The sequence below is a fragment of the Dehalococcoidia bacterium genome, assembly GCA_030648205.1.
In the GTDB taxonomy this organism is placed as follows: Bacteria; Chloroflexota; Dehalococcoidia; order JAUSIH01; family JAUSIH01; genus JAUSIH01.
Genome location: JAUSIH010000001.1, coordinates 1 through 14832, shown reverse-complemented (window position 1 = coordinate 14832; position 14832 = coordinate 1). Strand labels below are relative to the sequence as shown.

Genomic DNA, 14832 nt, shown 5'->3' with positions numbered 1-14832 from the left:
CCCGATTATGTCGGGGATCGCAACGACGGGGGAATCGCCTTCTGGTTAGAGTCCCCGGTGGTGTGGCCGCCGTGCACAGTGCTCGCCCTTCCCACCCTTACCCCGCGCCCAAGCTGAGGCGACTGCGGGGTCTCCCGGCCACCCGTGCGGGCGGTTGACGGGAGACATCACTACTGCTATCATGATGACATGGAACGCACCACTATGTCCATCCCGGAAGAGCTGCTCAAGCGCCTGCGGCTGATAGCGGCGGAACGAGGGACATCCGTCGCCGCCCTGGTCCGAGAGGCCCTTGAGGAGAAGGCCGGGAGCTACCGGCCACGACCTCGAAGCCTGGGGATAGGCGCCTCTGGCCGCACGAACACCGCCCGGCGGACCGCCGAGGAGCGTGCGGAGCCGCGCGCATGGCGCTGATCCTGGACACGGGGCCGCTTTACGCCTCGCTGGACCGGAGTGACGCGGACCATGCGGCGTGCCGCAGGCTTATAGAGGATGCGGACGAGCCGTTAGTCATCCCAGCCCCCGTCCTAGAGGAGGTGGACTACTGGGTGCACGTTCGGATGCATCCGGGCGTGTTCGTCACTCTTCTGGACGACATCATAGCCGGCGCCTATCGCGTCGAGGCGCTGCGGCCCGAGGACTACCGCCGCGTCCGCGAGCTCTGCGACCGGTACGCTGATGCAGACGTGGGCTTCGTGGACGCCGCCGTGCTTGCAGTCGTCGAGCGGCTCAACGAGCCGAAGCTGGCCACCCTTGACCAGCGCCACTTCCGCGCTCTCCGGCCCCGCCACGTGGAGGCGCTGCGCCTGCTCCCCGAAGAGAAGGCGTGACCCCTGCGGACAGCGCTCGATCTTTCCCGGTCTTACCTCGTGCCCAGGCTGAGGCGACTGTTGACCCACCTCCAGGCTGAGCCAGGGGCAAGGTCATTGCGAGCGAGTCTCCGAGCGAAGCAATCTGGTGGGGTCGTGGGGCTACTCCTACCGCCATCCTTGGCGCGGCCATCCACCGCCCCGCCAGGTTGCCACGCCCCGATTATATCGGGGCTCGCAACGACGGGGAATCGTCTCCTGGCACTGGCCGTCGCCAACAGCATGCGCCAAGTGGTCGCTGAAACATCCCCATAATGGATTGAGGTTAGTCAACGACCTCTTACAACCTATTCAGGCTCAGGGGATCCGCCACGGATTAGCTCTTCGGCAGCGATTTCTAGGTGCTCACTGACCTGCATAACGCTTCTGGCAATGAGATTGAGAAGGCGGAGATAGTCAGTGCGATGCCAGTTCTTATCGGGAAGACCGAGTTGTGCCGCCGCAGACGCCGCCTTCGTCCTATTGGGAGTGTGAGCGAGCCCACCGTATGTTCGTAGATCGTACAAAAAGGCCATTGGAGCGAACTCATCTCGAACACGTTGGTGCGACTTCACAAGTTCGTCTTGCAGGTCAGCCTTGCTCGCCTTAGGAGCTTTGCTCTCTGCCAGCCTCACTAGCTCAGGGATTTCCGCGATGGCAGGCTGGAAATCCTCGACTAATACAGCAACGAGCGTTACCCGTTGCAGAAGATTCCGCGAACCCAGTGACTGGCCTTCGCTTCCGTCATTCAGGTGAAAGTCTTTCCCTACTACATTGAGAAGCTTGCGTAGCGATGCTGGCGCTAGAGCGTCGATAACCAGCGTCGACGCGAGCGTTGCTCGCTTAAGAAACTCGTCGTCATCGGCATCGGCGGGATAGACCCACTTGAGCTGACGGCCAGCCAGACTATCGAGTGAACCCTGCCAAAGCGGGTCTGGAATAGCGACGCCGAACGAACCGGCGAAACGGGCGAAAGTTGCGTTCAATGTGCGAAGTGCTCGAACCAGTGAATTTACTGCATCAGGTACTGTCTGCTCTCCACCAAGTGCAGCCGCGGTCTCACGACTCGGCGGTTCGACAGCGTACTCCTTCCAGTGCGACCATTCCTCGAAGGGTACGCCTTCCGCGAAGTCTCCAATAGCAGTCGCGAGCAGTTCGTTACCAATTCGCGATGTGCTGCGAACAAGTCCCCAGTAGTAGCGATGCGATACCGAACCATCATCCGAAACATCGAACCCGGAAGCCCGTTCATACTTTGCCAGCACTTCTTGCCGAAAGTACACACGATCCATGAAGTCGCAGACCCCTCCTTCGAATCTGCGTCCTTCAGTTCGCCGAAAGAGCCTCCAGCGGGCAGGGGAAACTGGGCCGACTCTGGTAGGCAGTGTGAATGTGTAGAGATCGAAAGACGGCTCGTCAGCCCATGGATCATCGATGTCGATTTCTGGCGGCCTGATCTCAAACCACAAGTGCAGCCTTCGTTGCAAGAATGGTGGTGTCCCCGGGATGTCCTGTCGGAGTCCACAGTTCTGGAAGATCGCTTTGGCTCCCTTCTCGGGAGACCCTAGCACCACATCCTCTGCTACAAACGTCTCTACATTACTGGATGAGGGATCAAAGAGATGAAGGTGGCGATAGTGCCCAACGATCAATGACATCTGACGTGCTTGGAGGTATCTCCTCAGGTAATCAACTCGGATTTCAACGATTTCCAAGTTGCCTTCCTCAATCACGCGCCGACGAAGGGCCTCGACTCCACGCCGCGGATCCCACCAAATACCACATCCACTTGTTTTTTCCTTCAGTTCAAAGAATAACTCCAAGTCCGGGTTGATAAAAAGCTCGACAGCCGATGTGTTGGACCGGACGAACACCAGCGGCTCGCTGGGCACCGAAGTGAAACCTAACTCGAATCGGTGGAATGGGGCATAGCTATATTCCTTCTGATCGCCCTTTTGGCAGACAAATCCTCCCGGTTTGCCGAGGTTGTGAAGGGCATTGCCGATGAAGCTTAGCTTGTCGAAGATATCGGCAAAACGCTCAGGAGCGAGAAGAATACTCTCCCGAGAAATCACGTCCTCAACACCCCGCCCGTTGCGACGAGGTTTGATAGTGAAAGCCCCTAGCCTGAACCATAGGCCGCCTATGCGGTCGACAAGGAGGTCCTGAGTGAAACTCATCTCAGGAATGCTGAGTAGGTGGCTTGGAATATCATCCTGGTTGAAGATCGCGGTCATGGCATCACTGCCTTGTTCACTCAGAATGTGGGCCTCGTGTGAACCCTAATTCCGGGAGAGCGAAAATTTGAAGCTTGCGCTTTATGTGGCTAGGGTTGGCCCAACCATTGTCGAACAGTCCTGAACTGGAGTTATCCCCTTCATTGGATTCGCTTATGGCTGGTCTCTCATGGCAATACTCGCAGCCGTTTCACATGCGCTCGCATTGGTGCGCCGTCAGAGACTCAAACCAACGAGTTGGAGACGATATCTCAAAGCACCATCTTTTGACCCCATTGCCACGGTGTCTGCTGAAGTGTACTTCCGCTAACCCCTCTCCGGAGCGCCCCGCCGCCACGCCGATTATACACCGCGCCCTCGCACACGCCAGCAATCCCCGCCCCCGCCCATGCGGTGCGGTATAATGACCCCCGCTATCGTCCTTCTGGAGCGTCATGATTCATGAAAGCGGAAATCATCTCCATCGGCACCGAGCTGCTCATGGGGCAGATCGTGGACACCAACGCCGCCTACCTCGCCGGGCAGCTCCCCGCCCTCGGCGTTGACCTCTATTTCATCTCGCAGGTCGGCGACAACCTGGGCCGCCTCGCGGACACGTTCGCGCGCGCCCTCGCCCGCTCGGACGTCGTCCTGACCTCCGGCGGCCTTGGCCCCACGGAGGACGACGTGACGCGCGAGTCCATCGCCGCCGCGCTGGGCGAGACGATGGTCGTGCAACCGGAGCTGGAGCGTCATCTCCGCGAGTTCTTCACGCGCCGCGGAACGGATATGCCGGAGCGCAACATCAAGCAGGCCACGCTCATCGCCTCCGCGACGGCCATCCCGAACCCGAAGGGGACCGCCCCCGGCTGGTGGGTGGAGAAAAACGGGCGCATCATCGCCGCCATGCCCGGCCCGCCGCGCGAGATGACCTATATGTGGGAGAACGAGGTCGCGCCGCGCCTGCGGAAGCTGACCGGCGGCGTCACCATCGCCTCCCGCCTCGTCAAGACGTTCGGCATCGGCGAGGGCAAGGTGGACGAGATGCTCAGCCCGCTGCTGAAGTCGAACAACCCCAGCATCGGCGTGTACGCCAAGCCGGACGGCATCCACCTGCGCGTCACGGCGAAGGCGGCGACGCAGAGCGAGGCCGAGGCGCTCCTGCTGCCGATGGTCGAGAAGGTGCTGGCGACGATGGGCGAGACGGTCTGGGGCTTCGACGGCGACACGTTGGAGACGAGCGTCGGCAAGCTGCTGAAGGCGAAGGGCCTGACGCTCGCGACGATGGAGTCGTGCACCGGCGGCCTGCTGGCGAGCGTCATCACGGACGTGCCCGGCAGCTCGGACTACTTCAAGGGCGGCGTCGTGTCGTACACCAACGAGGTGAAGGCGGCCTCCGGCGTGGACGCGAAGCTCATCGCGGAGCACGGCGCCGTGAGCGAGCAGGTGGCCCGCGCCATGGCCGCCGCCGTGCGCCGGCGCTGCGCCGCTGACATCGGCGTCGGCGTCACGGGCGTCGCGGGCCCGTCCGAGATGGAGGGCAAGCGCCCGGGCACGGTGTTCATCGCCATTGACGATGGCCGCGCGGCCATCGTCTTCCCGACGTTCTGGCCCGGCGAGCGCTCGGTCATCAAGCGCCGCGCCACGACCAGCGCGCTGTTCCAGCTCAAGAAGCTGCTGGAGGGACGCGCGTAGCCTTTCACGCTGCTGTCCCGTCGCTGGGCAGGCGAAATCCGGCTACTTTGATGCCCTCCACATGCGATTATACTGCATGCCTCTTGTGCGCCGCCCACGAGTGACGTATCATTGCGCCGCATGCTCACCACTGATTGTGACCACATCGTATCGTGACAGGCACACCGCGTAAGCGTATCTTTCACGGCTGGTGGATTGTCAGCGCCTTCGGCGTCATCAATATGTACGTCGCGGGCTTTTTCTATTACGGTTTCGGCGCTATTTTCAATCCAATCATTAGTGAATTCGGATGGTCTCGCGCCGCGACCTCCCTGGCATTCTCCCTTGAGCGTCTTGAAGGAGGCATCAGCGCCCCGATTGTCGGCCTCCTGTTCGACCGGATAGGACCCCGCAGGCTTGTCATCTTCGGGTCCATCATCGCCGCGGCCGGGTTCTTTCTTCTCAGCCGGACGGAGTCGCTCGCGGTCTTCTACCTCTCGTTCGTCATCATCTCCACGGGCGTGGGCGCGGCGTCCATCGGCGTCGGCATGGCCACGGTGGCGAACTGGTTCACACGGCTGCGGAGCCGCGCCATGGGTGTCTTCCTCGCGGGGATTAGCGCGGGCGGGCTGCTGGTCACCGTCCTGGTCATCGTTATCAACCTGGTGGGCTGGCGCGGCGCGGTCCTGGCGATTGGCATCGGCTTTCTGGCCGTCTGCCTGCCGCTGTCACTCGTGATGCACCACAAGCCGGAGGACATAGGCCTGCGCCCGGACGGAGACCCGGCAGAGCAGCCAGCGCGCGCCACCGACGGGTCGGTCGTTCCCGTGAAGCCAGAGCCTTACTTCACGCTGCGCCAGGCCCTGCGCACGCGCGCTTTCTGGATGATCTGCCTGGTCCATAACACCGTCCACCTCTCCGCCAGCGCCGTGCTCGTCCACTTCATCCCGAACCTGGTCGAAGTCGGCATCTCCCGCGAGACTGCCGCCCTCGGCTTCGCCGCCTTAAGCATGATGGCCCTGGTGGGTCGAGTTGGACTGGGCTGGATCGGCGATTCGATGGACAAGCGCTACGTGACGGCGCTTGCCCTGCTTCTGCTGACAGCCGGAGCGTTAATCCTGGCATTCGTGCAGGACCTGGCGCTGCTCGCGGTCTTCATTGTCGTGTTCGCGCCCGGCTACGGCGGCGCGACGCCCGTGCGCGCATCCCTCGTCGCCGACTACTTCGGGCGCAGGTCGTTCGGCTCCGTACACGGGATGATGCTCGGCGTCATCACCATAGGTTCCATCATCGGGCCGACGCTCGCGGGGTGGATCTTTGACGTGACGGGCGGGTATCAGACAGCGTACTTCATTGCGGCGGGGACGACGGCGCTGGCGATTCCGGTCGCGCTGCTCATTAAGAAACCCGCGCCGCCAGCCGGGGCGTACGCCGGGGCAACAGGTCGGCGCTAGGGCAGGGCCACGAAACGCCTGCTACACCGTGAGGCGGCGGTAGAGGAACGGCGAGCGCTTGGTCATCAAGCGCCGCGCCACGACCAGCGCCCTATTGACTGCGGCGCGGCGGGTTCCTACACTTGCCTGCATAACAATCAGGAGAAGGAGTGCCTATGACTGCGTCGCGCACGGTCCAACTCCTTGACCCACGGGAAAAGGCTCCCGACCGGCGGCATGGTCTGTCTCCCAGGGTGCAGACACTGGAGGGCAAGCGCATAGGTTTCAGTCTGGGCACGTGGCGCAACTACCGCGTGTTCGTTGACCACCTCGAACGGCTGCTGAAGGAGCGCTTCCCCACCATCTCCACCAGCCGCATTGAGAGCCTCTACAACACACGGAAGGGCGAGAAGCTCAGGGAGTTCGAGCAGTTTAGCCAGGACTGCGATGTCGTCGTCGCCGGTCTGGCCGCCTGAGGCGGGTGCACCGCGTGGTGTATCCACGAGAGCGCCGAGTTCGAGAAAAGGGGCGTCCCGACGGTGGCGCTGGTGACCAGAGAGTTCCAGCCCCTGGCGCAGATGTCCGCGAAATCCCTCGGCTATCCCGACCTGCCGATGGTCGTCCTACCACACCCGTTCGAAACGCTCCCCGCGGATGAGATGAAGCGGCTGGCCAAGGAAAAGCTGGAGGAGATCTGCTCCAGGCTGACCGTCCCGCTGGCCGCCCGCCTCTAGTCGGCCCCCGGACACAGACTGGCGTCCGGTCTGCCACGCTCGGTCCCCCAGTAAGGAGAGGGTATGGGCGACTACACGTTGGCTTCCCCACGCATAGCCGTTGAGGACTCGTGCGACGCTATCTACGAGCATTTCTACAAGGAAGGCGTCACCGACGGACTGCCGATAGTCCCGCCCACGGAGGAGCGCGTCCGGCGCATGGTCGCCGCGTCCGGACGGCGGCCCGAGGAGGTCATAGCGCGGGAGATACCTCCGCGGCGCGCACCGGCCACCGTGGAGAAGATCGCCGTGAACGCCGTCATGGCGGGCTGCGCTCCGGAGTACATGCCCGTCCTGATCGCCGCGACGGAGGCGATGGCCGACCTTGACTTGAACCTGTACGGAGTGACTACGAGCACCAGCCCCGCGGCTCTCTTGCTGGTCATCAACGGGCCTATCCGCCAGAAACTGGACATCAATTGCTCCTACGGATGCTTCGGCCCGGGCTGGCGCGCCAACGCCACGATCGGGCGTACGGTCCGCTTCATTCAACTGAACATCGGCGGCGCCATCCCCGGCTCAGTCAGCAAGTCCACGCAAGGCTCGCCCGGCCGCTACACAATGTGCGTCGGCGAGTTCGAGGAGCGGTCGCCGTGGGAACCGCTGCACGTGGAGCGCGGGTTCAAGAAGGAGGACAGCACCGTCACCGTGTTCTCCGCGGCCAGCACCGTCAGCTACCTCGACAGCCATTCCAAGTCCGCCCAAAGCTCCCTCACCATGCTCTCCCACTGCATGGACATGGTCGGCAGCAACAACATGCTGTTCGCCGTCGGTGAAGTGCTTGTGGTGATGTGCCCGGACCACGCCAACCTGATGGCCCGCGACGGGTATTCAAAACAGGATGTCAGACGCGCCCTCTTCGAGCTGACGCAATGGCGGCCCCTCGATCACTGGGCGCCCGAGTACCACGACCAGCTTCGCAAGCAGCCCGGCCGCGTCATTGACGGGCGGGTGGCGCTCGCCCAGAAGCCGGAGGACTTCGTCTTCGTGATCGCGGGAGGCCCCGGAGGCTACCACTCGACGTTCATCCCCTCATGGGGAGAGTCGCTCTCCGTCACGCGAAAGATCGAAGGAGCGTAAGGCCGCGCGCCTCTCCAATGTAGCGAAGCGCGGGCTACACCGTGAGACGACGGTAGAGGAACGGCAGGCGCTTGGGGAGCGTCTGGATGTCCGCCAGCACCTCGTAGCCCATGTCGGAGCACATGGTCTTGAGATAGTCGTGGCCGGAGCGGTCCACCGTCAGGCAGAACGGCACGATGTTGCGGCGGCGGGCCTCGGTCAGGGCCATCTTCGTGTCATGCACGGCGTACTCGCGCTCCACGCCCTCGCGTGAGTAGCCCCTGTCCTGCGGGCGACCGTCGCTGATCAGGAACAGTATCTTGGTCTTGGCGTCCTCCTTGTCCAGTTTGCTCACGGCGTGGCGGATGGCCGGGCCCATGCGCGTGGCGTGCAACGGCGCAATCTTGTCAATGCGGCGCTTGACCCGGTCGCTGAAGGCCTCGGGCAGGTCTTTGATGACGAAGAACTCCACGTTCTCGCGGCCATAGCCGGAGAAGCCGTAGATGCCGTAGCGGTCGCCCACGGTCTCCAGCGCCTTGATGAGCAGGACGGTGCTCTCCTTCTCGATGTCAATGATGCGCTTGTACGTGGGCCGGCCCACGTCCTCCCGGCGCGACTTCAGCCACGCCATGTAGTCGCGCGGGTCGTCCGGCGGGTCAAGCTTGTCCGTGCCCCGGCGCGACTCGTCTATGGCCTCCGCCGTTGAGGCGCTCATGTCCAGCAGGAAGGCCACGGCCACGTCCCGCTCCACCTTGTTCCGACGCCAGTAGAGCTTGTCGGTAGGCGTGGCGCCCGCCTTCTGCTCCACTCGCGCCTCAATGACCGCGTCCATCTCCAGGTCCTCGCCGTCCGTCAGGAACCGCTGCTTGCGGAGACGCTCCATGGAGACCATCTCAAAAGACCGCTTTATCTCGTTCACCAGGCCGGAATAGGAATCCAGCGTCCGCTGGAAGAAGTCCTCGCCGCCCTCCTCCATGCGCTGCTCCCGCACGCGGCACCAGCGCGGCTTGTAGTCCCCCGCGCGGAAGTCCCACTCGCTGTACAGGAACGTGAGCGGCTCGTGCGCGTCCAGCGGTTCGCCCTCGTCCTCGGACTTGTCCAGGCCGAAGCCTTTCGCCTCCTCCGGCTTGTTGTGCGCCTTGCGATGCCGGGCCGCCTCGTTCAGCAGGTTCTCCACGAACTGCCGCTGCATCCCCTCTATCTCACCCTCGGCGGCGTCGTCCGCCTCGAACTCGACGCTCTTCTCCAGGAACTGCCGCAGGGCCTTGGACAGATTCTGCTGCCCCTGGGTCTTGCCCTGCTGAGCGTGCGTTGTCCGCAGCTTGGAGAGAAGCTGTACCAGCTCCGGTTTGAAGTCGCCGCGATAGTCCACGCGCCGTGGTGACGTGTATGGCTTCTCGGCGGCCTGCTTCTTGCCGCTGTGCTGCCGCGGCCCCTCGCCGTCGCCGGAAGGGGGCTGGTCCGGCGCCGCCTGGCTGGTCTGCCGAGGCTGGGGCGCGCCGCCCGCCGCGCCGGGGGACGGCTGCATGTTCTCATCCTGCCGTTGCGGGGCGTTGGGCACGGAGCGGATAAGCTCGTACAGGCGGATGGTCGCCTCCGCGGTGTCTTCCACCCGCGCCTCGGGCGCGCGGACGACGGGCGCGGTGTCGACAATTGCGCGGATGACCGGGTCCATGTCCGAGGGGAACTGCTCGACGGACGCCACGCCGTCCAGGCTGATGCGCACCAGATACTCCACCAGGGCCTCGCGCAGGGGAAGGAGCGCGATATCGGTCCGCTCCGCCAGGGCGTCCTGCTGCACGCGCCGGTACGGCTCCCGGATGCCCGCGTATTCTCTTTTGACCATGGAGTCAACGCGCATGTCCTCCAGGGCGGTGAAGATATCCGCGGCCAGCCGCCGGTCCTCAAACAGGTCGAAGAAGCGCTCCATCTCCGTGGCGTCCGCGTGGCCGTTCGGGGAAAGCGCCGCCAGGGCCTTCCGGCGCGACTCCGGGAACAGGCGTGACTCCCTGTCGAAGGAGAAAGCAAAGCTGCCGAACTCCAGGTGCGCCACCTGATGGGTGGACACCACCTTGTACCAGCCGAAGTTCTGGTCCTTCAGCGCGTAGCGCTCCACCACGTCGGGCAGGTAGATGGTGTTGCCCTCCGTTGTGGGCGACTCCTGGGCCGCCCATCCGATACCCTTGGCTTTGAGGTCCTGGGCGGGGCTGAGCTCCACGCCCGTGCCCGCCAGGGCGCGGCAATACATGCGCAGGACCTCGCGCACGCGCTCCAGCTCCACGCCGGAGGCCAGGCCCTCCAGAACCTCCTCGCCGCGAGTGGACTCCATGCGGAAGTAGGCCAAGCCGCCTTCCGGGTTCTCCGCCAGGATGCGAGCGCCCTCCTGGAACCATCGCTCCAGACGGTCGGCGCGGACGCGCTTCAGCACACCCGGCGCGCTGCGGAGGAACTCCGGCGCCGTCGCGGGAGCGATCTTCATCAACTGGTCCGCCAGGTCCAGGACTTCTTTGTGCAAAGCGGGGTCCATCTGCGCCAGCGCGCGCGAGCACTCGTTGAAGAAGACCAGGGCGGCGCCCTGCCCCACCTGGGCCAGGGCCTGGGCCATGGCGATGAAGCGGCCGCGCTCCGGCTTGTGAATCCGCACCAGCACCCTTCCGCCCGACTCAAAGGCGGTGCGCGCGTCCCGCCAGCTTGCCTCGACAAGCGACGTCGTAAAGCTCAGGAACCCCTTCCTGTCCGGCTCGTCAATCTTGGACAGGACGCTCTCGGCCAGGGCCATGCACTCGGCCGCCATGTCGTACGAGCGGGCGGCCAGAGCGTCAACGAACGCGGCATAGTGGCGCAGCTCCGGCAACGGCAGGTACCGCAGGATGTGGGGGCTTTGCTCGAAGAACCGGCAGGCCAGCGCGCTGGACTTCCACGTGCCTTTGTAAAGCCCCTTGCCCAGCTCTGCCCAGTCGCCGATCCGCGCGGGGGCAAGAAAGTCGAGCGAGCCAGGCCCGGCGCGGAAGTAGGCGGCGGCCAGATTCGGCGAGTCCTGCGCCAGCGTGCGGCCCCACCGCGCCCACGTCAGGAACTGGGGAAAGGAGACCTTGTCCAGCATCGCGGGAGTCGCGCCGAAGTACTCCGTGGCGGCTTCCCATGAACGGAAGCTGTTCTGCGCGATGGCGACACCTTCGTTGGCCCACGTCGCCAGGTTCGCGCGGGAGAGCCGTCCGCCGATGAGGCGCTCAGCCTTCCGGAACTCGCTTCCCAAAGAGATGTGGAAGCGCTGAAGGTCCCGCTCGATGGCGGCTAATGACCGTTCTTCCCCGTCCATGCTGGCGCACCTTTTTGGGGGCCAAAGACCACGTCCAGGAACTGGCGCAGAATCCGGGCCGTGATGCCCCAGATAACATGCTGATCGTAATCGAACGTATAAGCGGGGTATGGCCGGATGGGCGCCACCGCCGCCGTGTTCACGTGCCCGTGCTCCAGCAGCGTCGCGATGGGCACCTCCAGCACTTCGTCAATCTCCTCGCCGCTCACGGTGAACGCGTAGGGGTACGGGATGACTCCCACGTAGGGCGAGACGACAAAGCGAGTGTTGGTGATGATGTCGTCCAGCTCCCCCAGGATGCGCACATCCCCGCTGTGGATGCCCATCTCCTCGTGGATCTCCCGCAGCGCCGTGCTGAGCAGCGTGGGGTCCTCCGGGTCGCGGGTGCCGCCTGGGAAGGAGATTTGCCCTTTGTGGTGCAGGACGCGGGTGGTGCGCTTGGTCAGGAGGATATGCGGCAATTCTCGCTTGTAGAACAGGGGCACGAGGACGGCTGCGGGCTTGAGGTACGGATCATGGAGGACCAGCTTGTTGTGTCCCGTCAGGGCATGCCGGACCTGCGTCTCCAGCGACTCCGCTGTACCCGCCCGTGCCCGTTCGCTGTGGATGGTCCCTTGCGCCATGACCCCTCGTTACTCGAAGATGCTGGAGATGATTTCCTCAATGCTGCGCTGAACGTCCCTGTCGTCGGTGAGCGCCCAGGCCACGGCCACCTGGCAGGCGCGGCGCGGCGCGATCCCCCGCGCGATGAGCTTGCCCGCGTAAATCAGAAGCCGGGTGCTGGCGCCCTCCTGAAGCCCGTGCTCCTTCAGGTTGCGCACCTTCTCGGCCAGCTTGGCTAGGCCCTTCGCCACGTCCTCCGACACGCCGCTCTCGTGCTTGATGACTTCCTGCTCCAGCTCCTTGGGCGGGTAGCTGAACTCAATGGCCACGAACCGCTGCCGGGTGCTTTGCTTGAGGTCCTTGAGCACGCTCTGGTAACCCGGGTTGTAGGAGATGACCAGCAAAAAGCCGTCGCTGGCCTCAATGATCTGGCCGCGCTTTTCCACCGGGAGGATGCGGCGATGGTCGGTCAGCGGGTGGATGAGCACCGTGGTGTCCTTGCGGGCCTCCACAATCTCGTCCAGGTAGCAGATGGCCCCCACCTTGACGGCGCGGGTCAGTGGGCCGTCTATCCAGCGGGTGGTGTCGCCTTCCAGCAGGTAGCGCCCCACAAGGTCGCTGGCGGTCAGGTCCTCGTGACAGGCGACGGTGATGAGCGGGATGCCGCTCTCCGTCGCGTCGCCGTCCCGGCGGCCCTTGCGACGCACCGCGGTCACCGGTCGGCCCAGGCGATAGGCCATGTACTCCACAAAGCGCGTCTTGCCGCAACCCGTCGGCCCCTTGAGCAGGACGGGGATCTTGGCGTGGTACGCCGCCTCAAAGACCTGGACCTCGTCTGTCACCGGCAGGTAGAACGGCTCCTCGCGGAGCACGTACTCCTCAATGACGTATTCCTTGAACGGCTTGCTTTCCAGCTCGCTAACGTTGGACATCGCTCGTGGGGTCCTTCCTGCTCGCCAGTCGCTCATCCCAGAGCTTCCTGACCTTTTGCCGAACCTCTGGAATGGTGCAGTCTGTATCAATCACCACCTGCGACAGGGCCACGCGCTCCTTCGTGGAGAGCTGCGACCGGATGCGCGCCCGTATCTGCTCCGGCGTGAGATTGTTGCGGCCCTGGATGCGGCGAATGACTGTCTCCTCCGGCGCCACCGTGACCCACACCTCGTCCACCAGGGGCGCCCATCCCGCCTCGATGAGGATGGCCGCCTCCAGCACGACCACTCGCTCGCCCTTGCGCCGGTGCTGCTCGATCATGTCGAAGAGCATCTGGCGCATCCGCGGGTGGACGATCTCGTTCAGTCGCTGGAGCGCCTGGGGGTTGTTGAAGACGATGCCGCCCAGTTTCTTCCTGTCCACCTCGTTGGAGGGGAGCACGACGTCCTTGCCCCACTGGGCGACGATGTCCTGCCAGGCGGGCGTGCCGGGCCTGTACGCCTCGTGGGCGACCTTGTCGGCGTCAACGATGACGGCGCCCAGCTCCTTGAGCATATCGGTGACCGTGCTCTTGCCGGTCCCTATCCCGCCCGTCAGTCCGATGGTGATCAACAGCCCTCTCCTGTGCTGCCTATCCTATTAGTGTACCTATTTGCCGACAGCGCGGTCAAGGCCAGTGATGTCGCCCTATGGAGAAGGTGACGTTGAGCAAGGAGGAACAGCAACAGTCGTGGTGCTCAGCGCTGGCCCTGAAGCGGGGCGGGACGCTATAATCACCACGGGACGCCCGCATCCGCGACGCACCTCGCGGGGTCCGGAAGGCCGCATCATCGAGTGATACGCAAGGCAACCCTGGCTGACTTAGACCAGCTCGTGGAGCTGGAGCGCGTCGGCTTCACGTCAGACCTCTTCACCCGCGCCCAGTTCCGCCATTACCTGACTCGCGGACACGGCGTCGTGCTGCTGGACAGCGCGCGCGGACAGGCCCGGGGCATGGCCGTCGTCATGTGGCGGATTGGCGGCAAGTCCTGTCGCCTGTACGACATCGTCGTCCGGCCCTCCCTGCGCGGACGCGGCCTGGGCGGCAGGCTCCTGGACGCGGCGGAGGCCTGCGCGCGACGGCAGGGCTGCGTGCGGCTGGTGCTGGAGTCGCGCCGCGACAACGCGACGGCCATCCGCCTCTACGAGGAGCGCGGCTACCGCCGGTTCGACGTCCTACCGGACTACTACCAGGACGGCGCCGACGCGCTGCGGTACGTGAAAGACCTGGCCTGATGCGTCCGTCCTGGTAGGAAAAGCTGTCCTGAGAACCCTCGGCTGGTCTCTGCTCGTGGTTCGACAGGCTCACCACGAGCGGGGCACACCGCTCACCCTGAGCTTGTCGAAGGGTGGGCGCGCGTTTTCGGGATGACTTCGCATATACTGAGCCTGAGAAAAGAGACAGGAGAGCGGACGCATGAAGCTCCTCCAGTTCAATCGCCGCACCAAGATAGTCGCCACACTGGGGCCGGCCAGCGCGAGCGCGTCCGTGCTGGGGCGGCTCGTGCGCGCGGGCGTGGATGTGGCGCGCCTGAACCTGTCGCACGGCACCGTCGAGGAGCACGCCCGCACGGTGCGCCTTGTCCGCGAGGCCGCGCAACGCCTGGAGAGGCCCGTCGCCATCCTGGTGGACGTGCCCGGCCCCAAGTACCGCGTGGGGCCGCTCGCCGCGGAGAGCGTCGTGCTGCGGCGCGGCGCGTCCGTCACCCTCACCACGGAGCGCGTCGTCGGCACGGAGAGCCGCATCGGCGTCAACCTGCCGACGTTCGCGCAGGACGCCGCGAAAGCGCGCGTCGTGCTGCTCGACGACGGCGCCATCGAGCTGCGCGTCGTCGAGGTGAGGCCGCCGGACGTGGTCTGTCGCGTCGTCGTCGGCGGGACGCTGAAGCCGGGCAAGGGCGTCGTGTTCCCCGGCGTGCCGCTCTCCATACCCTT

14 protein-coding genes are annotated in these 14832 nt (G+C 64.5%); 9 read left to right on the top strand and 5 right to left on the bottom strand.

The window, feature by feature from the left end; translation table 11 throughout:
* Positions 1-189 precede the first annotated feature (189 nt).
* Both Q7T26_00070 and Q7T26_00065 read left to right on the top strand, forming a co-directional pair.
* Positions 190-414, top strand: coding sequence for a ribbon-helix-helix protein, CopG family (locus tag Q7T26_00070; protein ID MDO8530558.1), 225 nt, complete (start codon positions 190-192; stop codon positions 412-414).
* Positions 405-830 carry a PIN domain-containing protein gene (locus Q7T26_00065; GenBank protein MDO8530557.1) on the top strand — a complete coding sequence of 142 codons (426 nt, stop codon included), beginning with the start codon at positions 405-407 and terminating at the stop codon, positions 828-830. Before Q7T26_00070 ends, Q7T26_00065 begins: the two co-directional genes overlap by 10 nt.
* Positions 831-1156: 326 nt before the next feature.
* Here Q7T26_00065 and Q7T26_00060 read toward each other — a convergent pair whose 3' ends face one another.
* A complete protein-coding gene (locus tag Q7T26_00060; protein MDO8530556.1) occupies positions 1157-3085 on the bottom strand; it encodes a hypothetical protein in 1929 nt (642 codons plus the stop codon).
* Positions 3086-3526: 441 nt separating this feature from the next.
* On the opposite strand from Q7T26_00060, the gene Q7T26_00055 reads away from it, so the two are divergent.
* The 5 genes from Q7T26_00055 (at position 3527) to Q7T26_00035 (ending at position 8024) form a co-directional block, all read left to right on the top strand.
* The gene (locus tag Q7T26_00055) at positions 3527-4759 is read left to right on the top strand and encodes a competence/damage-inducible protein A (protein ID MDO8530555.1); all 1233 of its coding nucleotides are present in this window, start codon (positions 3527-3529) and stop codon (positions 4757-4759) included.
* Positions 4760-4911: 152 nt separating this feature from the next.
* Positions 4912-6192, top strand: coding sequence for an MFS transporter (locus Q7T26_00050; protein MDO8530554.1), 1281 nt, complete (start codon positions 4912-4914; stop codon positions 6190-6192).
* 155 nt (positions 6193-6347) lie between these two features.
* On the top strand, positions 6348-6647 hold the full coding sequence (locus tag Q7T26_00045; protein MDO8530553.1) for a hypothetical protein: 300 nt from the start codon (positions 6348-6350) through the stop codon (positions 6645-6647).
* Positions 6648-6719: 72 nt separating this feature from the next.
* Positions 6720-6905: a hypothetical protein gene (locus Q7T26_00040; protein MDO8530552.1), complete on the top strand. Its 186-nt coding sequence runs from the start codon at positions 6720-6722 to the stop codon at positions 6903-6905.
* A gap of 63 nt (positions 6906-6968) precedes the next feature.
* Positions 6969-8024 (top strand): hypothetical protein, encoded by a 1056-nt coding sequence (locus tag Q7T26_00035; protein ID MDO8530551.1) that lies wholly within the window; start codon positions 6969-6971, stop codon positions 8022-8024.
* Between the two features lie 34 nt (positions 8025-8058).
* On the opposite strand, the gene Q7T26_00030 is transcribed toward Q7T26_00035, so the two are convergent.
* From Q7T26_00030 to coaE, 4 genes are read right to left on the bottom strand one after another with little or no spacing between them, the layout of a single operon-like run.
* A complete protein-coding gene (locus tag Q7T26_00030; GenBank protein MDO8530550.1) occupies positions 8059-11322 on the bottom strand; it encodes a hypothetical protein in 3264 nt (1087 codons plus the stop codon).
* Complete coding sequence (locus Q7T26_00025) at positions 11298-11945, bottom strand: CoA pyrophosphatase (GenBank protein MDO8530549.1); 648 nt, start codon at positions 11943-11945, stop codon at positions 11298-11300. Before Q7T26_00025 ends, Q7T26_00030 begins: the two co-directional genes overlap by 25 nt.
* 9 nt (positions 11946-11954) lie before the next feature.
* Entirely contained in the window at positions 11955-12857 is a 903-nt protein-coding gene (locus Q7T26_00020; protein MDO8530548.1) for a CbbQ/NirQ/NorQ/GpvN family protein, read from the bottom strand.
* Entirely contained in the window at positions 12844-13470 is a 627-nt protein-coding gene (gene coaE, locus Q7T26_00015) for a dephospho-CoA kinase (protein ID MDO8530547.1), read from the bottom strand. Before coaE ends, Q7T26_00020 begins: the two co-directional genes overlap by 14 nt.
* Before the next feature lie 222 nt (positions 13471-13692).
* Between coaE and Q7T26_00010 the strand changes: the two genes are divergently transcribed.
* Together Q7T26_00010 and Q7T26_00005 are read left to right on the top strand one after the other, a co-directional pair.
* Positions 13693-14133, top strand: coding sequence for a GNAT family N-acetyltransferase (locus tag Q7T26_00010; GenBank protein MDO8530546.1), 441 nt, complete (start codon positions 13693-13695; stop codon positions 14131-14133).
* 181 nt (positions 14134-14314) lie between these two features.
* Positions 14315-14832 (top strand): pyruvate kinase (locus tag Q7T26_00005; GenBank protein MDO8530545.1); only part of this gene is annotated, 518 nt, incomplete at its 3' end.

What these genes read in the sequence shown, in the direction of transcription:
- Q7T26_00070 (MDO8530558.1), top strand. Translation starts at nt 190, where the DNA reads ATGGAACGCACCACTATGTCCATCCCGGAAGAGCTGCTCAAGCGCCTG.
- Q7T26_00065 (MDO8530557.1), top strand. Translation starts at nt 405, where the DNA reads ATGGCGCTGATCCTGGACACGGGGCCGCTTTACGCCTCGCTGGACCGG.
- Q7T26_00060 (MDO8530556.1), bottom strand. Translation starts at nt 3,085, where the DNA reads ATGACCGCGATCTTCAACCAGGATGATATTCCAAGCCACCTACTCAGC.
- Q7T26_00055 (MDO8530555.1), top strand. Translation starts at nt 3,527, where the DNA reads ATGAAAGCGGAAATCATCTCCATCGGCACCGAGCTGCTCATGGGGCAG.
- Q7T26_00045 (MDO8530553.1), top strand. Translation starts at nt 6,348, where the DNA reads ATGACTGCGTCGCGCACGGTCCAACTCCTTGACCCACGGGAAAAGGCT.
- Q7T26_00035 (MDO8530551.1), top strand. Translation starts at nt 6,969, where the DNA reads ATGGGCGACTACACGTTGGCTTCCCCACGCATAGCCGTTGAGGACTCG.
- Q7T26_00030 (MDO8530550.1), bottom strand. Translation starts at nt 11,322, where the DNA reads ATGGACGGGGAAGAACGGTCATTAGCCGCCATCGAGCGGGACCTTCAG.
- Q7T26_00025 (MDO8530549.1), bottom strand. Translation starts at nt 11,945, where the DNA reads ATGGCGCAAGGGACCATCCACAGCGAACGGGCACGGGCGGGTACAGCG.
- Q7T26_00020 (MDO8530548.1), bottom strand. Translation starts at nt 12,857, where the DNA reads ATGTCCAACGTTAGCGAGCTGGAAAGCAAGCCGTTCAAGGAATACGTC.